This window comes from Paenibacillus vini, assembly GCF_018403325.1.
Lineage (GTDB): Bacteria > Bacillota > Bacilli > Paenibacillales > Paenibacillaceae > Fontibacillus > Fontibacillus vini.
Genome location: NZ_BOSL01000021.1, coordinates 31,813 through 55,889, shown reverse-complemented (window position 1 = coordinate 55,889; position 24,077 = coordinate 31,813). Strand labels below are relative to the sequence as shown.

Below are 24,077 nucleotides of genomic sequence, written 5' to 3'. Positions count from 1 at the left end.
CTCTATTTCACAAGATCTTCCACGAATTTCGGCAGCACGAAGGCTGCTTTATGCAAACGTGGCGTATAGTATTTCGTATCGAGATCCGGGATCTTCGTCTCGTCGACCTCGAGCGGATCATACTTTTTGCTGCCCATGGTGAACGTCCACAAACCGCTAGGGTAAGTAGGGATGTTGGCACCATATACGCGGACGATCGGGAAGATTTCTTTGACGTCCTTGTTGACCTTTTGAATCAGGTCGGCCTTGAACCAAGGATTGTCCGTTTGCGCAACGAAAATGCCGTCTTCCTTCAACGCTTCGTGGATGCCCTGGTAGAATCCGCGTTCAAACAGCGGAGCCGCCGGGCCCACCGGTTCGGTCGAGTCGACCATGATCACGTCGTATTTGTTCTTACTTTCGATAATATGCATATATCCGTCGTTCACCTGAACCTCAACCCGGGGGTTGTCCAGTTCGCCGGCGATTTCCGGTAAGTATTTTTTCGAATATTCGATTACTTTTCCGTCAATTTCAACGAGAACGGCCTTTTCCACCTGGGGATGCTTGATCACTTCGCGGATCACCCCGCCATCGCCGCCGCCTACGACAAGCACGTGCTTAGGATTCGGATGGGTAAACAGCGCCGGATGGGCCACCATCTCATGATAAACAAACTCGTCCTTAACCGTCGTCATCACCATACCGTCGAGCACGAGCATCCGCCCGAATTCTTCGGTATCGATCATCGCCAGGTCTTGAAAATCCGTCTTCTCCGTCACTAATGTCTCACGAATCTTTGCTGTGATGCCGAAGACGGGTGTTTGCTTCTCCGTATACCACAATTCCATCGTACAACCCTTCTTTCCGCCAGAATAGTGTTTGAATCATCGTTCACCCATACCAAACAAAATTGATAATAACACAGTTGGTGTTCGCTGTGCGAGTGATTTGCCGCCAAATGTTCCCGCTAATTTACGCAATAAAAAACGGCTGGCTCCCTATTATCGGAAGCTTCACCGTTTCTATACCCAATTATGCATCCTCCACCACGCCCAAAGCGCGATTCTTCTCTTTAAATCGGCTGTTGTGGGAGGAAACGTAGGCTACCTTATCGGCATCCGGCTCCATGTACAGCTTGGCGCTGTTCACGGCTAAGGCCGCATCCGTAAAGGACCCGGCGATCAGCCGGACCTTGGTCTCATAGTCGACGAAATCGCCGGCCGCAAACACTCCCGGAATGTTGGTCGCCATTGTCCCCGAGACCTCCGCCGTCCACTCGCCCATGTTCAGCCCCCATTCCCGAATCGGGCCGAAGTCGCTGCGCATTCCGTGATTGACGATAACGGCATCCACATCGATCGTGTCCTCGAAGTTCCCGTCGACGTGAGAGATCGTGACTTGCCCGATCGTTTCGCCGTCCTGACTGTGCAGTTTATCGACGAGGCAAGAAGTCCGCACATCCACGGAGGAAGACCGCATCCGGGCTACGTTCCGTTCATGTCCGCCGAACTCCTCTCGGCGGTGAACGATCGTGACCCGGGCCGCGATGCTCTCCAGCTCGTTGGCCCAATCCACCGCTGAATCTCCTCCGCCGGAAATGAGCACCTTCTTCCCGCGGAAAACCTCCAGCTCCTGCACCGTATAATGAAGATTCGTCACTTCATATCGGTCGGCTCCTTCAATTTCGAGCTTGGCCATTTTCCGGATCCCGTATCCGATCGCCATGATCACCGTGCGCGTCCAATGCCGCTGGCCCGATTCCGTAGTCAGGATAAACGTGCCGTCCTCCTGCTTCTGAAGCCGGCTCACCTGCTCGCCCAGCACGATCGTCGGATCGAAGGTTTTTGCTTGCTGTACCAATTGCTTGATCAGCGTCCCGCAAAGTGTCGGCGTTACGCCGCCTACGTCCCAGATCATTTTCTCGGGATAGATCAGCATGCGTCCGCCCAGCTCCGGGTTCGCATCGATCAGCTTCGTCTTGAGGTCCCGCATCCCGCTGTAAAAAGCGGAATACATTCCCGCGGGTCCTCCCCCAATGATAGTCACGTCATATAAATCCAAAGGTCTCGACATCTTATATTCCTCCAGTGCAAATTTGCTCCTAGTTACGTCCATCGCTGCTTCTCCTGTCATCAGGAGACTAGCTCGGCCATCCCGAATTGGGCACGGTGCAGGCGGCTGTTGGCTCCTCCGGCTTCCATAAGCTCATAATGAGTCCCTTCCTCGGCGATTCCCTGCTCGGCGACCTACCCCTCCTAAAAAACGCCATATAGTAATTAATTAACATTCTAATTGATAATGATTATCATCGTCAACTAAATATCGCCCTATCGTCCTGCTACCCTTCATGAATAACCTTAATAATCTGTCCCATACTAGAATTATCCAGCGTTAAGCATGCTGCGAGTTTTTACGACATATCCGGCATTTTCCTTTATTCATCCAAGCCAGGATTAAAACGAGGAGGACCCTTATGCATAAACTTGTCCGCAGCCAGCGCAAACCGCGGCGCAGCCGTCTTCTGAGGCTGTTGAAATATACGTTGTACACAAGCCTGTTTGGTGCGGCGCTTTTTGGTTTTACCCTGTTGTATTTATCGCAATCTGGTCTTCCTCCGGCGGATTCGGCTAAAAATTCGCAGCTTATTGATCTTAAAGGGCAGGCCGTTACTGTATTTTCCAGCAGCGAGCGCAACCGGCAGCCTGTGGGGTTAAATGAAATATCCCCTTGGCTGATCAAAGCGACTTTGGCGGTGGAGGACCGGAAATTTTACGATCACTTCGGCTTCGATATCAAAGGAATGTTAAGAGCGATGTTCGTCAATTTGAAGGAGATGGATAAGGTACAAGGGGCCAGCACCCTGAGTCAACAGTTGGCGCGGAATCTCTATCTTTCGCACGAACGCACGTGGTCGCGCAAGCTTAAAGAGGCCAAACTCACGACACAGTTGGAAATGAAATATAGCAAAGATGAAATTTTGAATATGTATCTTAATGAAATTTACTACGGACGGGGAGCGTATGGTATTGAGGCAGCCTCGCAAATGTATTTCGGCAAACCGGCAAAGGAGCTGGGCTTAGCTGAGAGTGCCATCCTGGCCGGCATTCCGAAAGGTCCCACCTATTATTCTCCCTACAACCATATGAAGAACGCCAAGGACCGTCAAAAAATCGTCCTGTCGGCCATGGTCCAGACGGGGTCGATTACTCAGAAGCAGGCCGATGAAGCTTATAATCGTTTGCTGTCCTTCAACTCTCCGCAACAGCGGACCCGTACCGACGCGGCTCCTTATTTCCGGGACTATATCCGGAATATTGTGGTGCATGATCTGGGTTTTGAAGAGAGTCTGCTGGAGCATGGCGGACTTCGCATCTACACGACGCTGGATATGGATGCCCAGCGGGCGGCGGAGGCGGCTGTTGCCTCGGAGCTACAAAACAGTCCGGATCTGGAGGCGGCTCTCGTCTCCATTGATCCAAGGAACGGGTATGTCAAAGCTCTTGTGGGCGGAGTGAATTACGGAACGAGCCAGTATAACCACGTATTCGCAACAACCCGGCAGCCTGGCTCCAGCTTCAAGCCGATCATGTATCTTACAGCCCTGGCCTCGAAAAAAATGACGCCCGTCAGCACATTCAACAGCCAGCCTACGCTGTTCCACTATGACGATAACCGCAAAACCTACAGTCCCAAAAACTATGGGGACAAATACCTTGGCGAAATCGATATGCGCAAGGCGATTGCGGCGTCGGACAATATTTATGCGGTGAACACGATTCTGACAGTGGGAGCGGACCAGGTCATCGAGCTGGGCAAAAAAATGGGAATCACGAGCCCCATGGAGGCCGTCCCTTCTTTGGCGCTGGGAACTTCTCCGGTCAGTCCTTTCGAAATGGCTACCGTATTTTCCGTGATCAGCAATCAAGGGCAAAAGGTCACGCCCATCGCCGTGCTTAAAATTACGGACGAGGAAGGGCATACGCTCTATAAAGCTCCGCAAGCGAAGGAGCAGGAGCAAGTGATCGAGCCGGCCGCCGCCTATGTGCTGACACAGCTCATGGAGAGCGTGTTCGAAATCGGCGGCACCGGCAACCGGGTATCGGCCGAGATCAAACGGCCGGTGGCCGGCAAGACCGGAACGACCAGCACGGATGCGTGGCTGGTCGGGTTTACGCCGGAGCTGTCGACGGCCGTTTGGGTCGGTTACGACAAGGGCAAGACGCTTGGCACGGCCGAGTCGCGTAAAGCGGCACCGATTTTCGCCAATTTTATGGAGAAAGCACTGGAAAAGGTGCCGCCGAAAATTTTTCCGATGCCAAGCGGCGTGGTGAGCGTGTACATCGACTCCGCCACCGGCAAGCTGGCCACGGCCGATTGCCCGGACAAGAAGCTGGAGGTGTTCGTGCAGGGCACGGAACCGACCGAGTTCTGTACGGCACACGGCGAACAGCCGGCCGAGCCGCTGCCGGTAGAAGAGAAGCCGGAGAGCCATTCCTGGTGGAGCGATCTGAAGCGTTGGTGGATGGAGTGATAAAGTAAGGGGCTTATCATGAAACGGGGTTGACCGTTACCGTATGAATGACCGAGCACCGCACGCCGGGATCGCGTGCGGTGCAGTTTCTAACGAACTCAGCGAACCTTATTTGGCCAAATTACAGCGGCTTGAGATTCTAACGAACCCCAGTAGCCTTAATTCGCGGATTTAGCAGAATTCTTTTGCTAAATCCACCTAATAGCGCCGCTGGAGTTCGTTAGATCTGTTTTGCGGCCATTTCTTCGTCAATAAGCGCTGTACGGTTCGTTAGTAGACGGAATTACGCGGCGAGCTGTCAGGGCCTCATTTGCCTTGCGTTCCCAAAAGCGGTTTATATATTATTAGGGTAAAACTGACGAGGGTTGAACGCCAATTCTGGAGTCTCTTTAGCCAATACTCCGGAACCGGAATGGCAAAAATCCGAGGAGGTCTAAGTTCATGCAATCCATTCCTAATAACTTCAGCGCGGGGGAACTGCTCCCGCTGTCCTTCTATGCCCGCTCGGCGTTGGAGACGGCTCCCCTGTTGTTGGGGCAGACGCTCGTCCATGAGACCGATGAGGGTGAAATCCGCTGCCGGATCGTCGAGACGGAGAGCTATGGCGGCATCGAGGACAAGGGAAGTCATGCCTACGGCGGCCGGAGGACGGGCCGGACGGAGATCATGTTTGCCGAGGGCGGAGCCGCCTATATTTATTTGATTTACGGCATGTACCACTGCCTAAATGTGGTCACGGGGTCCCGGGACGATCCGCAGGCCGTCCTGATTCGGGCCGTGGAGCCGCTGACGCAGCAGGACGAGGCGCTCATGCGCCTCCACCGCGGCTCCCGCGCGCGCCGGCCAGCCGACTTGTCGGGGGGTCCCGGCAAACTGTGCCGGGCCCTCCTGATAGACAAGTCGCTGAACGGCGTGCTGCTGCACAGCAGCGCCAGCCCGCTGCGCCTGGAAGCGGGCGCTCCTCCCCCGGCGCCAGCGTCATCGCCGGGCGACCCGCAGCCCGCCATCATCGCCGCGCCGCGCATCAACATCGCCTATGCGGCGGAGTACGCCGACATGCCATGGCGGTTTTATTACCGAGACAATCCTTATGTCTCGGTAATCGACAAAGAAAGGGGCATTCCCTATTAACCAGGGAATGCCCCTATTCTCCATAAGCCAGCTGCTCAAGTCTTTGTCAGCTGCCGGATCTTGGCGGCGATGACCGTTACCGGCACGACATGGTCGACGCAGTTTAGGCTGATCGCCGCCCGCGGCATGCCGAATACGACACAGCTATCCTGAGCCTCCGCGATCGTGGATTCGGCCCCCTGCCGTTTGGCCTGCGCCATCGCTTTCGCACCGTCGCTTCCCATGCCGGTCATCAGCACATAGTGCTTTTTCAAGTCCGGCAAAGCGGAAACGGAATCAAACATGACATCGACCGAAGGACGGTGTCCGTTTTGAGGAGGTTCCTGATGCAAGGCGATCCGAACCCCATCCCTCTTTTTGGTCAAAGTCATATGGAATCCGCCGGGTGCAATATACGCAGTCCCTCCCTGTACGAGTTGGCCATCCTCCGCCTCCACGACACGTATCCGGCACAAGTTGTTTAAGCGTTGCGCCAGTGACAAAGTGAACTTGGGCGGCATGTGCTGAACAACGAGCACAGGATACGGAAAATCAGCCGGCAACCCGGTCAGCACGGTCTCCAAAGCCTTCGGCCCTCCCGTCGAAGTACCGATCGCCACAATTTGGCGGAATTCCTTGGCCGCTTCGGGCACGGCACGCTTCGGCTCCCATACGGTCTGCGGAACCCCGCCTCGACGAGCGGCGATCAGCACCGAAAGCGGGGTGCGGGCCGCCGCCTTGATTTTGCCGATGATCTCTTCCCTGGCTCCGGTCAGGCCGGTGCCCACCGATCCCGACGGCTTCGCTATAAAGTCAACCGCACCGCTCTGCAGCGCGGTGATGGTTTCCTCCGCTCCCTCCTTCGTCAGGGAACTGAGCATGACCACCCGCGTAGGCAGCTCTTCCATGATTTTGCCCAGCGCTTCGATTCCGTTCATTTCCGGCATTTCGATATCCATCGTCACTACGTCCGGCCGCAGCTCCTTGACCAGCTTGACACCTTCAACGCCGTTGCGGGCGGTACCGACGACCTGGATATTCTCATCCTCTTCCACCAGTCGAACGATCATTCTGCGCATAAACAGCGAATCGTCAACGACCAGTACTTTGATTTTCTCCATGACCGGTATCTTCCTTCTATATGTTTTGTAAATTTACTGTTTCTTTCTGTAAAAAAAGGTCTCCGTCGCTTCAAGCCCATACTGCTGAGGTTGAAAAATCTGCTCCGTTCCCCCGATGAACAAGTAGCCGCCGGGTCTCAGAGCTTGGCTGAACTTCGTGAAGATCGCTTCCTTGGCTTCATCGGTGAAATAGATCAGCACATTCCGGCAAACGATTAGATCGAAGCCTGTCTCATAGCGATCGGCAAGCAGATTATGCCGCTTGAACTGCACACATCGCTTGATTTGGTCCGAGATCTGATATCGCTCGCCCTGCTTAGTAAAATAGTTATTCAGATGCGCCTTCGGCACATCTTTTACCGCAGCCGCCGCATAATTTCCGATTTGAGCCCGTTCAATCACATGTTGGTCCAAATCCGTGGCTAGCAGCCGGATATCTCTCAGTTCCAGAAATTCGGACAGCAGCATAGCCATAGAGTACGGTTCTTCTCCCGTCGAACAGGCGGCGCTCCAGCATTTCGGCTTGGGACTGAGTTTCATAAGCTCGGGAAACACCTTATCCCTCAGCACATCCCATCGCTGCGGATTCCGGAAAAACTCCGACACATTGATAGTCATCTGGTCCAGAAACTCAGCATATAAGTCAGGTTGGCTTGAAAATGCATTATAAAAATCAACAAAGCTGGCAAAGCCTCTTCTTTCGCGCAAACTGTTCAATCTGCGCTTCATTTGCGGTTCTTTATATAAAGCCAAATCAATGCCGGATTTTGTCTTCACTAGTTGGACAAACCGCGCAAAATCCTGATTAGGCTGCAGAGAGGTCAACATGCCTCATTTCGCCTCCTTTAACTAAGACACGGTTTTACCGCCCATTTTTGCAATGATACCCGCTATCTCCATAATTAGAGCCACGCTTCCGTCGCCAAGAATCGTTCCGCCGGCAATTCCGGTCACTTTGCCGATGTAGGAACCTAGCGACTTGATTACGATTTCCTGGTTGCCGATCAGTTCGTCCACCACCAAAGCCAGACGCTTCTCGGCCGAGCCGACGATGACCAGGGAAATATTCTGTTTGGCCGCCGATGACTTCGGCAGTTGAAAATATTCATGAATCCAAGCTACCGGAATCACCTGGTTGCGGAGCAGGATCACCGATTGTCCCCGCACCGTAACGATGTCTTCCCGGGTCACTCTCACGATTTCCGATATATTGCTCATAGGTATAATGAAAGTTTGAGCCGCAAGCTTCACAAGCAGCCCTTCTATGATCGCCAGGGTCAGCGGCAATTTGATTTTGAAGGTTGTCCCTTTACCGACCGTCGTATGAATTTCGATCAGGCCGTTCAATTTCTCGATATGACTCTTAACGATGTCCATTCCGACGCCCCGCCCGGAGACTTCGCTGACGACCGCTGCGGTGGAGAAACCCGGGCTGAAAATCAAATCGACCGACTCCATCTCCGACAAATAGGAAGCCTCCTCGGGAGAAATGACCCCTTTGGCGATAGCGGAAGCCCGGATCTTCTCCGCATGAATTCCGGCTCCGTCGTCTTCCACGTAAATGACGACCTGATTATCTTCATGAGCCGCCCGGATAGTCAGTGTACCTTTGGCCGGCTTGCCGTTTGCCGTTCGTACTCCCGGGTCTTCAATCCCATGGTCCACAGCGTTTCGGATTAAGTGAATCAACGGATCGGCAATTTCCTCGATCAGTGTCCGGTCCAACTCGGTGTCTTTTCCCTCTATCACCAATTCGATCTCCTTGCCAAGATCACGCGACAAGTCCCGGACCATCCGTGGAAACCGATTAAAGAGCTGTTCGATCGGAAGCATCCGCGTTTTCATCACGCTCTCCTGCAAATCTCCGATAATACGCGACAAATGATCGGAAATATGACCGAGCTCTTCTACCGAATCATCCGAAAAACGTCGCCTCTGGGTGCGTTCGACCTGATGAATCCGGGTTTGGTCAATCACCAGCTCACCGACCAGATTCATCAGATGCTCAAGGCGTTCGACGCTCACCCGAATCGTCTGCGATTTGGCTTTGCCGGACGTCTGGACCGAACCCTCATCCGGACCTGCCGTTTTTGCGGCCGTCTGTACAGTAGAAGGCTGGACAAGCTCGATTTCCTCGAAGGAAACGGCCTCAACCAATACGGCTTCCACATCCATTAGCGCCAAAGTAAAGGCCTTCAGTTCTTCCTGGCCCAGGTCGCCCGCATGGAGATAAAGGATCTCTGTCGCGCCCTCGGCCTGCTCCTCCAGATCTTCCAAATCAGGTTGGGTATACAATACTTCCCCTAACTCAGCAAGGCTGGACTGGATGACAAACGCCCTTGCCCCCTTGATCGGACAGGAGCTTGAAATCCGTACGGAAATCCAATTGACCTGGCGGCCCTGATCCAGACATTCGCTTGCTTTAAGCCGGTAATTGAGTGCCAATACCGGTTTTGCTTTTGCTGCACCGGTCTCCGCGTAACCGGTGATCTCCTCGATCTCCGGAAGTTCTACCGTTTCCGCCGCCTCGGCATCTTCGGTTCCGTTAGCAAAGCTCTGAAGCTGCCGGACACAGGCCGAAATATCGATTCCCGCTCCGCCTCCGCCATCCACGATATCAAGCTTCAATAGCTTCAAGTGATCCAGAGCTTGAAACAAGCGGTCGATTAAGACTCCGGTTACCGTTCTTTTCCCGCTTCGCACCAGGTCCAGCAGCTGCTCCATCTCATGCGTCAATTGCTTCATGATATCAAAACCCATTGCCGCCGAGGAACCTTTCAACGTATGGGCTGCGCGAAACAGGGCCTGCACGATTCGGGAGGAGTCCTCCTCCCGTTCCAGCTTTAGAATCTCCTCATCCATCAGTTGAAGCTGTTCTTCCAGCTCCTCCAGAAAAACTTCTCTATATTCAGACAGCACGCCGGTAAGCCTCCTTATTCATGCAAAAGAACTTCGTCCAGTCTCAAGATACCGACCAACCCGCTCTCCGCAAGCCCGATTCCCGTAAAAAAGCTTCCCTGTACGCCCCCGACCCGCTCGGGAGGAGGCTGAATATCCGTAAATGTCGTCACCTTGTTCACACGGTCCACGATGATACCGACCGCCTCTTCCAAGTGATGAATCACGACGATCCGGCTGCTCTTGGTGTACTCCGCCTCTTCACTGCCGAACAGACACCGCAGGCTGATTACAGGAACAATCCGGCCGCGCAAATTGATAACGCCTTTGACGTAATCCGTTACGTTAGGAATGGCCGTGATCTCCTGAATTTTGATGATTTCATGTATATCCTGAATGCGAATGGCGTACTGCTCTTGTTCAATTCCAAATTCAATATACTGTTCTTGGCTGCTTGCCTGCATGTCCACTCCCGCCTCCCGCATGATTAAATTTTGAATGCCGCAACCATGCGGTTTAACTCTTCGGCAAGCTCGGCCAATGCCCCGGCCGTCGATGCCGTTTCCTCACTGCTCGCCGCGGTTTCTTGCGTCGCAGCCGAGATGCTTTCAATCGCGGCCACCACATCACTGGCTTGAGCAGCCTGCTCCTCGCTCGCTGCGGCAATCTCCATGACCCGGCTAGCCGACTCGCTTACCATCGTTGAGATATTGCCGAAAGCCTCTCCGGATTTCTCGGTAGAGAGCACGCCCGCTTCCACGGCTTTAACCGTTTCCGTTGTATTATTCTGCATGCCCTTAATAATGCTTGTAATCTGTTTCGTGGCTTCTCCGCTTCGCTCCGCCAATTTGCGCACCTCATCCGCCACGACGGCAAATCCCCGGCCCTGATCCCCGGCTCTCGCCGCTTCAATAGCCGCATTCAAAGCCAACAGGTTCGTCTGCTCCGCGATGTCGTCTATAACCTCGATGATTTCACCTATACGCGTGGAATCTTCCTCCAAGCGGAGAACCTGACGACTTACCGTACTCATTTCTTCTACGGAGCGCCCGACAACCGCTCCTCCTTCATCGGCCACGCTAGCGGTTTTATTCGCCAATTCCGAAGCCGACGACGCGCTGGCAGCCACCGAGTTGATTGCACTGGACAGTTCCTTGAACAACTCATTGATCGTTTGCACGGCATAAGCCTGATCTCCGCTGCCCGAAGCCAGTTCTTCGGAGCCTGCGGAAATTTGCTGAGAAGCCGCAGCAACCTGGGAAGCATTCATGCTGACTTTTCCAAGCATAGTTCTCATGCTCTGCGAAATTCCATGGAATCCCCGGCCCAACACCCCGATTTCGTCATGTCTGCGCAATATCGGTTCCGGCAACTCCTTGGTGAAATCCCCGCGAGCCATGTGCTCTCCGACCTCTACGGCTTGTTTAAGCGGTTTTACGATACTTCCGGTCAGCAACACAATGATGACTCCTAATATAAGCAAGGTGACGACACCCGCGACAATAATGGATGTTAATAGCTTGTCCGAATCAGCCGTAACTTCCTTCATCGGCACTACCGTAGCTACCGACCACGGGGTTTCCGTATTGCCTATTAAGATCGGGGTATAAAGAAGGTAGTTCCCCTCCCAATTTCCCGTGTAAGTACTCCCTTGGGAAATAGACTTCATAATATCCTCGGAATTGGCAGTTTGAAATGCCTCATCCATTTTCTTTCCAATTACGCTTCTGTCCGGATTGGTAACGATTGTGCCTTTATTCGAGTAAATATGTGCGAAACCTGTAGTGTACAGTTTAAACTGATCCATCATACTCTGGAGATACTCCAATTCGATATCGATTCCGATCACTCCTACAACAACACCATTTTCTATAATCGGGACAATCATCGACGTCATCATGACATCCTTCCCGTTAATTTGGTAGTTATAGGGATCCACGATCATTTCCTTACCACTGCTCTTCACGGGCGCATAAAATCCGTATTCGCCTTCAATATCATCCGCTGTAAGCGTGCTTAGCTCTAATCCATGATCCGTGCGCTTCCAATAAGGAAGCCATCTTCCATCCTCGTTGGAGCCCGGAGCGTTCCGGTATAATCCGTCATTGCCATCAAAGGCATTAGGTTCCCAGATCGCCCATACCCCTATATAGGAAGGATTATTATCTATCACATTTTTAAGGATGGTATTGACCGTGTTCCGATTCGTCGTACCGCTCTGCTTCAAACTCTCCGTGGTTTCGGCCAAACTGCGGGCCACCCCGATGGCTTTGTCAAATTCCAGCTGAACGTTGGCTCCGATTTTTTCGCCTGAGATTTGCGAAAGCGAGATAGCCGTATCCATGGCTTCATTTTTGGTAGTGATTCCAATGACGGTCAGCATGCTTCCGAGGAGAATAACGATAGACCCGAGAATCGTGACCAGCATACGCGTCCGTAACTTCATAGAAAACCCGGTTTTTTTTAACTTCACATTTGCCCCCACCTAGTTATTAATTCACTTTAAACACTGAAACAGAATGATTCAATTCTTCCGCCAGTCCGGCAAGAGACTGAGCCGCCGAGGCCGTTTCTTCGCAGCTTGCCGCCGACTCCTCGGTTACCGCCGATATATTTTCCACCGCCGACATCACCTCGGCCGACTGGGCTGCCTGCTGCTGGCTGGCTGCTGCAATTTCGGTTACTTTGCTTGCGGATTCGCCGACCTTGTTGATAATGTTCTCGAAGGCTTCGCCCGTCTGCTTGGAAAGTGCAACCCCGTCGCGGGTAGCCTTCACGCTTTGACGCGTATTTTCCTGCATGCCCTTAATAATATCGGTGATCTGTTTCGTAGCCTCGCCGCTGCGTTCCGCCAGCTTCCTGACTTCATCCGCTACAACGGCAAACCCTCTCCCTTGATCTCCCGCCCGCGCAGCTTCAATTGCCGCATTCAGGGCAAGCAGGTTCGTCTGCTCTGCAATATCGTCAATCACTTCGATAATTTCGCCGATCCGGTTTGAATCCTCTTCCAGTTTCGTCACATGCACATTGACCAGGTTCATGCCTTCCACGGATGAGCGAACGACTTTACCTCCTTGCTCGGCAATGTCCATCGTATCCTCGGAAATGTCCGATGCCTGTTCGGCAATCCGGGCTACCGCGTGTGTTGCGGCCGTTAATTCCTTGAATAACTCGTTAATCGTTTGCGCCGCATGAGCCTGACCGGAGCTTCCTCCAGCGATCTCTTCCGTACTGGCCGAAATTTGCTGGGCTGCAGCGGAAACCCCCTCTGCGGTTGTAACAACTCCACCGACGATGCCCCGTAGGCTCAAAATCATCTCGTTCGTAGAAACTGCGAGTTGTCCGACCTCATCCTTGGAAGTAATCTCCGCCGTTTCCGTCAGGTCACCCTTCGATACTTGATCAACCAGGTCCACTACTCTACGGAGCGGATTGGAGATACTTCGCGATAAAAACAAGGCGAAGACTACACTAAGCAGTACCGATATTACGAGCACTATGAAAGTGGTATTCCGCGAATCGAGATATACTTGATTCCCCTGTTCGCTGCGTTCGTCCGCCAGCTTTACGTTCAAGGTAACCAATTCTTGAAGGAGATCCATGACCGTATCGCCATGCTTATCCATATCACCCTTCAGCAGTGCATGAAATTCCTCTGTCTTGCCTTCGTAGATCAGATTTCTAGCCTCGTTCAAGTCTTGTTTGAAAACCTCCCAATCCGGACTTAAAGACTCCAGGAGGTCTTCTTCCGCACTGGTCAACTCCGTGCTTTGGTACTGACCGATATTTGTTTCGACTTCACTAATAAAGCTGTCGATTTTCTGATTATACTCATCTCTGTCTTCCTTGCTGTCGGCCAAGGATTGCATGTCGCGGATATTCACCCGAATTCTCTGATATAATCCCAGAGCACCGGACATATCCCGAACCGGTACCAGATTGTTGTCATACATGTCGGACATACTGTCGTTCAATTTATCTATACTGCTTAGTCCAAAGTAGCCTATGAACACCAATAAAACGGCCATAATCAGAAATCCAAAGTATAATTTTACCGAAATTTTCATATTGCGAAACCAGCTCATGATTACCCCTCGCTATTCCTGTCTTTAATTTGTTCCAGCTCTGCCTCAAGATGCTCCAAAATCAGTTCCAGTTCTTCTCCCGATAAGCTATCCTCATGATGGAAATTAATGAACTTCACTTGTTTAACCGCCCTCATTTTCGATCTTAAGCTCCTAATGTCTTTCTTATGGATTCCAGAACCCGTTCCTCTTGAAACGGTTTGACTATAAAATCTCTGGCACCGGCTTGTAGAGACTGCACTACCATCGATTGCTGCCCCATCGCCGAGCACATGATGATCTTTGCGTTAGGATCGAGCTGCTTAATCAGTCTTACAGCTTCTACCCCCTCCATGACCGGCATCGTAATGTCCATGGTCACGAGGTCCGGCGATAATGCTTTGTACTTTTCCACCGCCTCAAGCCCGTTCTCGGCTTCACCCACGATCTCATATCCTTGTTTGCTCAAAATGTTTTTTAGCATCAATCGCATAAAAGCCGCGTCATCAACAACCAAAATTTTATGCATGTCCTTCCTCCTTAACCTTGCAGCAGCAAAATCGCGTTGACCGGGCCGACGGCCTCCAAATGTACGGTCACCCGGATCCCGCGTTTAAATCCGTATAATTGAAGCTGCCCCACCATCACCGTCGGAGGGGTGATGTCAATGTGTTTGCCCCGGTTTGACAGAAGCGTCGATGTATTTCCGGCGATCATATTCGCCATTTCACCGACGAAGCTGTGAAGCATCTCTCCCTCCAGAGGCATGCCGCACATATTCTCGCTAAGCTTGGTGAAGATTCGGCTTTCTCCTTCTATAACCAGGCGTCCCTCCATATCTCCTACGATCCCTATCAATACGCCGACATCGCTTTGTATCAAAGTTTGATCGAACAAATTAGGCGCATCAACCCGCGTGGGACAGCTAAATATATGCTTTATCGATTCAATGGCGCTGTTCAGCAAGTCCGTTGCTCCTTCATACTTTTGCACTAAGCACAACCCTTTCTTCTGTGATGAATGTCCTATTTTTATGGTACCCTCATGATACACGCGCGTGAGGCAATGGTAACCGAAAAAGTCTTGCGTGAGCCCGCAAAAAAATTGCGGAATTTTGTAGAATGTTGTTAATTTCTGTCGAAAAACAAAAAAAGACCACCTGTTGGCGTCAAGAATGACGATAAGGCGGCCTTCTTTCTATTGATTTTGTCCCTGAAATCTGTATCGCTCAAAACCAAGGACTATTTACCTAAATTTTTAAGTCCAACTTTTTCTACAACAGAGTTTGGATATATTAACCTTTTACTGCCCCAGCTACTACACCATCGATAATGCTCTTCTGCATAATTAAGAAGAAGATAACCAGCGGCAGTGTAGATAGCACAAGCATCGGGAAGAATGACGTCCAATCCGTGGAAAACGGACCGACGTTTTTATAAACCTCCTGAAGCAAGACTGCCTTTCTGGGATCCTGCAGAAACAGAAGGGGCGTTAAGAAGTCGTTCCAGATTGCCAGCGCGTCCAGAATGGCTACCGTAGAAACGATCGGTTTAAGGAGCGGGAATATGATGCTCAAAAAGGTTCTGAACGTGCCATAACCATCGATCGCCGCCGCTTCTTCCAGTTCTATGGGCACTGTATTGATAAAGCCCCGGAATAAAAATATCGACAGCGGCAGGTTAATACAAAATACATCAATCAATATGACACCGGGAAGCGTGTTCATCAAATGCAGGCCCGCGATAATTTTATACAGCGGAATGATTGCGATTTGAAAAGGGATGATGAGTCCGACCATAAATATAGAGAACATCCATTTAAATATTAATCTGTTGCTCCTTGCAATAACGTAAGCAGCCATGGAAGAAATCAGAATTAGAATTATTACGGCAATTCCGGTGATTAATAAATTGTTTGTGAACGCTCTCGGGTAGTTCATAGCCGTAAATGCTTCGATATAATTACCGAAATTCCACGTTGTCGGCAGACCAAGCGGTCTTGCGGTGGCTTCTGCCGGTGTTTTGAAGGTGGTTACCAACAGATAGTATATTGGGAGCAGCATCACCGCTCCAATGATGGCATAAAGGCAATTAAAAGTAACATTCTTGAATTTTTGTGTCCGGATCATACGATTCTCTCCTCCCATTTGTTCAAGAAGAAGGTGATAATTTGAGTTAGTGCAAATACGATGACGAAGAAAACGACGGCAAAGGCAGATGCATAAGCGGTCCGTCCGGAATTAAACCCTTCTCGGATCAGCGTTGTCATGATGGTCTCTGTTGCATAGCCTGGACCGCCTTTTGTCATTGCAAAGACGACGTCAAACACCTTCAATCCGCCGATCAGACTCATTAAAATATTGAACGAAGCGGCGGGATACAAAAGAGGGAGCGTAACTTTACGGAACGTTTGAAGTTTGCCTGCACCATCTATTTCGGCGGCTTCATAAAGCGAACCATCGATACTCTTCAGATTGGCGATATAGATGACCATACTCCAACCCGTCCACTGCCACACCTGCGTGGCCAGCACGGAAAATAGCGCAATTTTGCCGTTTCCAAGCCAGTTGACCGGAGTGCCTCCAAAAAACTGAATAATATTGTTTAACAATCCATAATCGGCCGATGTCATAATGTATTGAAACAAAAATCCCACAACTAAAATACTGAGCACCGCCGGCAAGAAAAAGATCGATTTGACCATATTGGCCATAATCCCTTTTCGATTCAGCAGGACAGCAAACAAGATGGCGAATCCATTCTGAAGCACCGTGATCACTAATGCATAAGTAATTGAATGTTTAATAGCCGCTATATTCTTAGTATCTGCAAATAGACTTGCATAGTTATCCAATCCGACAAAATTAAAATTCGGTTTATATACGGACCAGTTTGTCAGGCTGTAACCGAAGCTCATAAGCGACGGTACGATAAACAGTAGAAGAAAACCGATAAAGGCCGGGAGTATCATCAAAAGAAAAACCCTGTCTCTTCGCTTCGTATTCACTGGTGTCTCTCCTCCCCAATTCGGACTAGAGAGAAATAAAAACCGGGGAGCTCATAATCAAGCAGCCGGTTTTTATCTCCCGCAGGGTCCCTTTTCTATTTCAACGAATCACGCATGACCTGATTAACTTGATCTGCGTCTTCAAGCGCTTGTTTGATCGTCTTAACTCCGGCAACTACTTCCTGCAGGGACTTTCCGTACCCTTCCACCACAGGATTGCCCGACACCCAAGCTGCTGTCCATGGAGCATACACATTGCCGGCTTTAAAGGCTTCTTCGCAGTCCGCATAAATTTCTCCCAAATCCACTTCTACGCCCTTCAAGAAAGAACTTCCTGCGTTATCTTTAATCAAAGCTTGCTGCGCTTCAGGAGTGGCCGTTAAATCAAGAATCTGGAGCACCTCAGCCTTGTGCTGGGTCTTGGCGTTGACGGCAAATGCGGATCCTGGCCCGCCTACAAGCCAACCCGGTCCTTCTTCCGATCCGGGAATCGGGAACATTCCAAGCTCAAAATCCGGGCTTTTCTCCATAATCGTTCCCACAGCCCAAGGGCCGCTTTCCCACATAGCTGCTTTACCCGTAGCAAACTCATCCAATGCCTGATCATAGCTCAATCCGAGCATATCCGGAGTAAGAATACCTTCCGTAATCATCCGCGACCAATTTTCAACGTACGGCAACCATGCCTCCGAAAGCTTGGCTTCTCCGTTGTTGAATTTCTCGTCAAAATCTTTGTTGTCAGGATTAGAGTAGAAGTCATTATTCACAAGTCCGATGCTTTGTTTCATCATAGGTTCCCAAGACTGGGCACCCATGATCTGAGGCTTGATTCCTTTAGCCGCTAAATCTTTATGGATCTGAATGAACTGGTCGAACGACTTCGGCACCTCGATCCCTTGTTCCTTGAAGATTTTCTTATTGTAGAAAATACCTTCATACCAGCTTTGAAGCGGCGTAGCATAAACCTTACCGTTTACGGAGTAGGGTGCGAGACCGGCATCCGCATATTTGGAAGTAAAGCTCTCATTGGTCAGATCCATGAGAAAGCCCGCGTTTGCCAAAAGACGGGTTTCGCCGCCCACTTCGATAATGTCCGGTCCTTGCCCAGCCTGGAGCTGGGAGTTCAGTACGTTGTTGAAGTTGTCGAGAGCAACAAATTCAAAAACGATCTTAATGTTAGGAAGCTTCTCATCCAGCATTTTCAAATACGTTGCCCGTGAGGATTCGGCGTTGTACGCCATAATTCTAATCTCCACCGGTTTGTCCGCGTCCTTGCTCTTTTCGGCAGAATTGGAGACGTCATTTCCTCCGTTTGCACTGTTTCCGCAGCCTGCGATCAAGGCCGGGACCAACGTTAGAGCGAGCAGCATCGATAGCCATTTCTTTTTCATGTGATGTTATCCCCCTTTATTTACTACTTGGTTTCTATAATTATCATATCAGCGAGTCTACATGGCTCGAAGAGACTGTATTCCGTTTGTATATGACAAAGTTATTGAATTTCACCCGGATAGAGGGGGGAATTTCCAGTCATTTGAAAGCGATTGCACAATATTACGCTGTGCGCAAAACTTCTATAACTTTATTACTTTTGAGGATCTTTCTGAAGTTCAAGTACAATCGGCATTCCTGCTTGCGGTGTAAGTACCCGGACTTCCCCTTCGCTTACAATCGTGTTTCCTTCAAATAGCCAGCGCCCCCGGGGAATGCTCACCTCCCGGCTAGCTTTACCCTTCTCGTAAATCGGTGCGACAAGCGTATGACTGCCGAGCATAAACTGATCCGTTACTCTCTCGAATCCTTCCCCCGGGAATTGATACTCCATGAAGCGCAGCATAGGTTCCCCGCTGCTCACCGCCGCTTTAAAGCTGTCTTCTCTCTGGGACTCATATTGACTTCGTAGTGCCAAGTGGCGGTGAATGATCTGAAGATGATCCGGTGACAACACCCGCCATGGGGCTGCAGAAAATTGTATTGCAGGCATCAGACAAGCAATTTCGCTGTGACGACAGAATAGTTCTTCATCAAGACCGCTGTCTTCAAGTTGTTGGAAGTTCAAATACTCCCCGCCCCCTACCATATCGGGACACGAGAATGGATGGCCCGTTATGCCTTGAAGCAGGCTGTCAGGGATCAATGCAGCAATCCCTTTATTACCCCAGCCATGCTCTTTATCGCATAACCGCTGGAATAAGGAATATCCTCCGGCCCGAAAGGTGACCCGGTACTCGTTCAAGGCATATTTTTGCCCGTATTCCGCCCACAATCTCGATTGTTCGTTTGGAGTCACATTTCCGAAGGTCAGGTGACCTTCCCGATAATAGATGCTGTCCCCGGCATCGAACTTGAATCCGTCCACTCCAATTTCTTGCAACGCCTGCAGCTGGCGGTCGAACCAGGCTACCGCTTCCGGATTGGAGAAATCAAGTACAGCCGAGTATCCATTCCACCATTCGCATATATACGGCTTTCCTTCTGCAGTTTTGATCAGCAAACCTTTGTCACGCGCTTCCCGGTAGGCAACCGTATCCGGCGTAATAAACGGACAAACCCAGAGCATGACCGAGAATCCCATATCGTGCACCTTGTTTATAAACTTGGCCGGATCGGGGAATTTACCGGAATGGAAACTCCAATCGCCGTAATATTCGCTCCATCCGTCATCAATCATAAGTACACCGGGTTCAAACCCGTTTTGAACGATGCTGTTCGCATAATGCAGTAAATCCTTCTCATTCTGGTGAAACGTAAGCTCTATCCAACTGTTAAAGATCGGCTTATCCAGAAGAGCCCGGGAAAGATTCACCGGTTTAAACGGGAAATGTCTCTCCATAGCGGCAAGATAAGCCCCTCGCAGCGTGCCAAATCCGCCTTCGCACCGAACATCATCCGGAACAACGATATTTCCCCGATCAAAATGAATGGGAAATCCCGCGTCCTTCCATATATATCTTCCCTTGGACGACACGAACAACGGCATCGCCTGGTTTGGAGTCGGGTTTGGATCAAGCTGAATCTCCAAATTATCCTCCGGACCCACGGGCATCCGTGTTCCGTCGCTTACACAACCGCCATACCAATACTCGTTCTCAAGCATTTGAATAATCATAAAAAAAGCCTCCCCCCATTTCTGACCTTAGATTACAGGAGGGGAAGCCTTAAAACAATGAAGCGTCTTCTGCTTTTCTAGCACTTTATTACTGATTTTCCGCCCGGTATTCATTCGGGGTCATACCCGTATTTTTCTTAAATAACTTGGAAAAATAGCTTGGATTGTCATACCCCACCATATAGGCGATTTCATAGCTTTTACAATCTGTCGTTCGCAGAAGTTCCTTGGATTTGTTCAGCCGGATCTCGGTCAGATAGGCCCACAAATTCCATCCGGTTTCCCGCTTAAACAAATAGCTGAAATAATTTTTACTTACCGATAATTCCGTGCATATTTCCTCTAAAGAGAGGTTCCGGTCGTAATTCTCACCCAAATAGCGAATCCCCACCTCAACAAGCGCGCTGTATCGAGGCTTTGCAGTCTGAGAACGATTTGATGAAAGAAGCTGAAGAATTCTGTTCATAAAACGGCTCATTTCATCCGCTGTAGAGATATCCGATATGTCCCTATAACTTAAAAGGCGAATTTCATGATACTCGTCAGTAAGCCGATTCTCTTTGATCAACTTCTCCCGGATCGCACAGAATGCGTTGTAGTTGAAGTCAATAAACAGGTGAAGCGAGGCCGGATCCGATTTACAAGACAGCAATAGTACTTCTTCTATAATGCGTGCAGCTTCCTCAGCATCATTCAGGTTCAGCGCTTCGGCCAACCGTTTAGTATATGCCAATAAATCTACCTGCTGGAACGTCGTTTCAATCATATTATATCCGTAGCCCAGAACCTCTTCATCTCCGATATAAGAACTGAAACGGCTTAGCTGAGCCAATCGGCGGTACAGATGTGGCAGCTCGTCCAACCGAGATCCCCGGGGGCTAAAGCACACATGAATCTTCATATGAATTTCCTCGGCAAACAAGTCTATCATCTTCGAGGCACAAGCAGACAACGACTCCTTCGAGCAATCGCCGCTCAGAATGGCTGTCCAGGCGTAATCTTTATAGTCGAATAGTACGCAGTGACCAAACTCCTCCATCACGGCGGACATCCGCTCCATAATAAAGGCCATCTGTGCATCCAGCTGCAACCCGTTTTCGATATAATCGTTCATGGATTGTTCCGTGAGATTAAAGCTGAATAACGTATAAGATGATAAATTTAAATTGAGACTGCTCGTACTTTTTCCGGCAGCCAGCGGATTTACCCCTGTGCTCATATATCGATAAATGACCTGTTTGTCATGCGCCACCCGATTTTTTACCGCGTTTTTCTCCAAAATCATCTTATCGCTGATTTTGGCAATGATTTTTTTGAGCGTTTGCTCCAGTTCAAACTCATCAACCGGCTTTAAGATATAATTGGAGCATCCCAGCTCAATCGCCCTTTTAACGTAATCAAAATCCGCGTAGGCGCTGATCAGAATAAATTCCGCCCCCGGATTCGTAACCCGGGCTTTTTTTATAAATTCCAATCCGTTTAAATTAGGCATTTTGATATCGGTAATGATGATATTGGGATCCTCCTGATGGCACAGGTTCAGGGCTTCCAATCCGTTCTGAGCCGTACCGACAATACGGATGCCGAGACTATCCCAATCCAGAATATTTTCCATCATCTTAATAGACAACACTTCATCATCTACAATGATCGCTGATAGCACTTTAACCCTCTTTTCGCTTCGGTATCGTAATTACGATACTCGTATTCATACCTTCTCTGGACAGCATTTTAACCCCCGCTTGCATTCCATAACAGCTCTTTAGTCTTTGATTCAGATTCAGCAAGCCGATGCTTTGATTCTGTTTGTAAGTATCCTGGTTAGACAGCATACTATTGATACGTTTCACTTCAGCGGAATCGACAGCAGCACCGTCATTCGTTATCGCTATATAAATTTCTCTCCCGGCATCTTCCACCACAATCGATAGATGTCCTTCCTTCCGATCCTCAAAGCCATGCTCAATCGCATTTTCGACTAACGGCTGAATCATCAGTTTCGGGACAAGGAAATGATCCAGTTGTTCATCGCAACTCATACTGTATTTAATCAGGCCGTTAAACCGTATGTTTTGCAAAATGATGTAATTCTCCGTATAGCTTAGTTCCTGCTTCAACTCCACCAGTTCATACGGATTATAAACGGAATAGGACAGTATTTTCCCCAGAAGCGTAGTCGCTTTAGAGATGGATTCGGTATCGCCGCATACCGCCATTGCCTTTATGGATTGCAGGACATTATTTAAAAAGTGCGGATTGATTTGATGCTGTAGCACCTTTAGCTGTTCCGTAGCGAGACGTCTTTGTTCCTCAACGACTTCGTCCGTCAATTGGTTAATGTTCTTTAGCATATGGTCGGCCGTCTCAGCTATCAAGTTGATTTCCTTACTCTTGGATTCCTTGAAAGATACGTCCCTGCGTCCCGAGGCGATCTGGTTGAATCGTTGCAGTAAGCTTTGCATGGGATTCAGAATGGATTTAGATATCAATCCCGACAACAAAACCACCAGCATGCAAGCGATTACAACCATCGCTATAACAACGGTCTTATTGGTTGAACGAAGCTCCTCCACTTCGGTGAGCGGCATAATGCCCAGAATAGCCCAACCGGAAACTAGCGAGGTTTCATTAACGACTAAATAGGATACCGGATGATCACCGCTCTTGGCAACTATAAAAGACTTCTTCCCCTTCCTCAACCCCTCGCTGATATCTTCCTTCTGCAGGGTTGAGAGATGGCTGTTGTTAGCAAAATGGACCGGGTTCACCCCGTCGTAAATGGCGATTTGCATATTTCCTTGTCCGTTTTTATCCGATAAAATCGGGTCCAGATTAAAGTCCGTCATTAAAAAGGTGCGCCCGGCTGAATAATATTGATTAGCGTTAATAATGGGCGTAATTACGGACACGGTCTTGCGGTTCCGATAATTAAGCAGGTAGTCCGTCGGATGGAAGTTAGTAAAACGTATATACTTATCCTCCATATATGCCGCCTTATTGAACCAATCTTGCTGATCAAAACGATACCCGCGGACCGGCGAACTCCCGTAGTAATACAAATACTCATGATTATTTCCAATAATCAAGGCGTTGGTGATGTTGCCCAACACATCAAGCTGCTTGATCTTGGATGCCACCTCCCGCTGGTTGTAGAGCTCGACAGAGTAATCTATTTCCTGGACACTGTTCCGGTAGGTAACCGCATTAATAATGTCCTGATCATTCGCCACGATTTTGGACACCGTAATCAGCTGATCCAAATGATTATCGATCAACGATAGGTTCGCCTTCACCACTTTGTTGATAGAATTATAGCTTTGCTTCTGATAGCTGGAAATATTGTAATTTAGAATCAAACTGCCAAAGACAACGATCAAAGCTATAAATACGATGGAAAAGCTGAAGATCATCTGTTGGCGCAAAGAAAATTTCACGCGTCGGCCTCCCCCTGCCACACTTTAAAACCAATGGAATCCCATTATTCTAGCATATTTATTACCCGTCATCTGTAACCTTCCCATAGAAAAAGGGCCCCAAACGGGGCCTGAAATCAATAATATATTAGACCGGCGGATTCGAAAAGTCCGAATCGGACAGCAATCCCATCGTCTTTGCCTTCATGGCGGCTTCAATTCGCGATTTAACGCCCAGCTTGTGGAACAAGCTCGTTAAGCTGTATTCCAGGGATCGCTGACTTACCAGAAGATTTTCGGCGATGGCTTTATTGCTTTTGCCTCTGGCTATTTGCTTTAAAATATCATATTCCTTGCCCGTCACCACACCCGTTTCCAGGCCGCTCGTCTTCTCGGTCTCCTGCGCGGAGACTCTTCTCATTTGCCGGACCAGGGACAACGGCAGCACCGCCTCACCCCTTAAGGCGCATCGTACCGCGGTCACAAGCTGCTCTTTGCTCGCCGTTTTCAGGACGAATCCCGAAATCCCCGCCTCCATCATGAGATTAAAATGGTTGGTAAACTCAAATCCCGTATAAATCAATATTACGGCCTCCGGCCTGATCGCAATGATTTGCTTGGCCAAGTCAATTCCGTTCATTTTCGGCATATGAAGATCGAGCAGCATCAAGTCGTAATGGTTTTGACGGACGAGCTCCAGCGCCTTCTCTACCGTCTCGGCGTTTGCCACAACCATATCTCCTTCCTGTTCCAGCAGTACCTTGGTACCTGCCATGACCGAAGGATGATCATCCACCAGCAAAATATGGACCATCACTGAACACCCCTTCTTCCAGTCTTCTT

At 49.8% G+C, this 24,077-nt stretch carries 19 protein-coding genes; 2 read left to right on the top strand and 17 right to left on the bottom strand.

Annotated elements, in window-relative coordinates:
• Window positions 1–2 precede the first annotated feature (2 nt).
• Window positions 3–830: a polyamine aminopropyltransferase gene (speE, locus tag KJS57_RS23190; protein WP_211024709.1), complete on the bottom strand. Its 828-nt coding sequence runs from the start codon at window positions 828–830 to the stop codon at window positions 3–5.
• Between the two features lie 184 nt (window positions 831–1,014).
• Window positions 1,015–2,055, bottom strand: a complete 1,041-nt coding sequence (locus KJS57_RS23185) for an NAD(P)/FAD-dependent oxidoreductase (protein ID WP_213656521.1) — start codon at window positions 2,053–2,055, stop codon at window positions 1,015–1,017.
• 400 nt (window positions 2,056–2,455) lie between these two features.
• Here KJS57_RS23185 and KJS57_RS23180 point away from each other — a divergent pair, with 400 nt between their 5' ends.
• Both KJS57_RS23180 and KJS57_RS23175 read left to right on the top strand, forming a co-directional pair.
• Window positions 2,456–4,513, top strand: coding sequence for a transglycosylase domain-containing protein (locus tag KJS57_RS23180; protein ID WP_213656511.1), 2,058 nt, complete (start codon window positions 2,456–2,458; stop codon window positions 4,511–4,513).
• A gap of 441 nt (window positions 4,514–4,954) precedes the next feature.
• The gene (locus tag KJS57_RS23175) at window positions 4,955–5,644 is read left to right on the top strand and encodes a DNA-3-methyladenine glycosylase (RefSeq protein WP_213656510.1); all 690 of its coding nucleotides are present in this window, start codon (window positions 4,955–4,957) and stop codon (window positions 5,642–5,644) included.
• Window positions 5,645–5,679: 35 nt separating this feature from the next.
• Here KJS57_RS23175 and KJS57_RS23170 read toward each other — a convergent pair whose 3' ends face one another.
• The 15 genes from KJS57_RS23170 to KJS57_RS23100 all read right to left on the bottom strand — a co-directional run bounded on the left by KJS57_RS23170 (window position 5,680) and on the right by KJS57_RS23100 (window position 24,048).
• Entirely contained in the window at window positions 5,680–6,744 is a 1,065-nt protein-coding gene (locus KJS57_RS23170; RefSeq protein ID WP_213656509.1) for a protein-glutamate methylesterase/protein-glutamine glutaminase, read from the bottom strand.
• Between the two features lie 33 nt (window positions 6,745–6,777).
• Window positions 6,778–7,572, bottom strand: a complete 795-nt coding sequence (locus KJS57_RS23165) for a CheR family methyltransferase (protein WP_213656508.1) — start codon at window positions 7,570–7,572, stop codon at window positions 6,778–6,780.
• 21 nt (window positions 7,573–7,593) lie between these two features.
• Entirely contained in the window at window positions 7,594–9,663 is a 2,070-nt protein-coding gene (locus KJS57_RS23160) for a chemotaxis protein CheA (RefSeq protein WP_213656507.1), read from the bottom strand.
• A 14-nt stretch (window positions 9,664–9,677) separates the two neighbouring features.
• Window positions 9,678–10,106: a chemotaxis protein CheW gene (locus KJS57_RS23155; protein ID WP_213656506.1), complete on the bottom strand. Its 429-nt coding sequence runs from the start codon at window positions 10,104–10,106 to the stop codon at window positions 9,678–9,680.
• Between the two features lie 23 nt (window positions 10,107–10,129).
• Window positions 10,130–12,115 carry a methyl-accepting chemotaxis protein gene (locus KJS57_RS23150; protein ID WP_244861682.1) on the bottom strand — a complete coding sequence of 662 codons (1,986 nt, stop codon included), beginning with the start codon at window positions 12,113–12,115 and terminating at the stop codon, window positions 10,130–10,132.
• A gap of 19 nt (window positions 12,116–12,134) precedes the next feature.
• Entirely contained in the window at window positions 12,135–13,727 is a 1,593-nt protein-coding gene (locus KJS57_RS23145) for a methyl-accepting chemotaxis protein (RefSeq protein WP_213656505.1), read from the bottom strand.
• A 145-nt stretch (window positions 13,728–13,872) separates the two neighbouring features.
• A complete protein-coding gene (locus tag KJS57_RS23140) occupies window positions 13,873–14,235 on the bottom strand; it encodes a response regulator (protein WP_213656504.1) in 363 nt (120 codons plus the stop codon).
• Window positions 14,236–14,246: 11 nt separating this feature from the next.
• Window positions 14,247–14,699, bottom strand: coding sequence for a chemotaxis protein CheX (locus KJS57_RS23135; protein WP_213656503.1), 453 nt, complete (start codon window positions 14,697–14,699; stop codon window positions 14,247–14,249).
• A gap of 301 nt (window positions 14,700–15,000) precedes the next feature.
• Window positions 15,001–15,834 carry a carbohydrate ABC transporter permease gene (locus tag KJS57_RS23130; protein ID WP_211024686.1) on the bottom strand — a complete coding sequence of 278 codons (834 nt, stop codon included), beginning with the start codon at window positions 15,832–15,834 and terminating at the stop codon, window positions 15,001–15,003.
• Entirely contained in the window at window positions 15,831–16,712 is an 882-nt protein-coding gene (locus tag KJS57_RS23125; protein ID WP_213656502.1) for a carbohydrate ABC transporter permease, read from the bottom strand. Before KJS57_RS23125 ends, KJS57_RS23130 begins: the two co-directional genes overlap by 4 nt.
• 95 nt (window positions 16,713–16,807) lie before the next feature.
• On the bottom strand, window positions 16,808–18,103 hold the full coding sequence (locus KJS57_RS23120) for an ABC transporter substrate-binding protein (RefSeq protein ID WP_213656501.1): 1,296 nt from the start codon (window positions 18,101–18,103) through the stop codon (window positions 16,808–16,810).
• Window positions 18,104–18,297: 194 nt separating this feature from the next.
• Complete coding sequence (locus tag KJS57_RS23115) at window positions 18,298–19,821, bottom strand: glycoside hydrolase family 31 protein (RefSeq protein ID WP_213656500.1); 1,524 nt, start codon at window positions 19,819–19,821, stop codon at window positions 18,298–18,300.
• Window positions 19,822–19,909: 88 nt separating this feature from the next.
• Window positions 19,910–21,484 carry a response regulator transcription factor gene (locus KJS57_RS23110; protein WP_213656499.1) on the bottom strand — a complete coding sequence of 525 codons (1,575 nt, stop codon included), beginning with the start codon at window positions 21,482–21,484 and terminating at the stop codon, window positions 19,910–19,912.
• Between the two features lies 1 nt (window position 21,485).
• A complete protein-coding gene (locus tag KJS57_RS23105) occupies window positions 21,486–23,255 on the bottom strand; it encodes a cache domain-containing sensor histidine kinase (RefSeq protein WP_213656498.1) in 1,770 nt (589 codons plus the stop codon).
• A 127-nt stretch (window positions 23,256–23,382) separates the two neighbouring features.
• The gene (locus KJS57_RS23100) at window positions 23,383–24,048 is read right to left on the bottom strand and encodes a response regulator transcription factor (protein ID WP_211024671.1); all 666 of its coding nucleotides are present in this window, start codon (window positions 24,046–24,048) and stop codon (window positions 23,383–23,385) included.
• Between the last annotated feature and the right edge of the window lie 29 nt (window positions 24,049–24,077).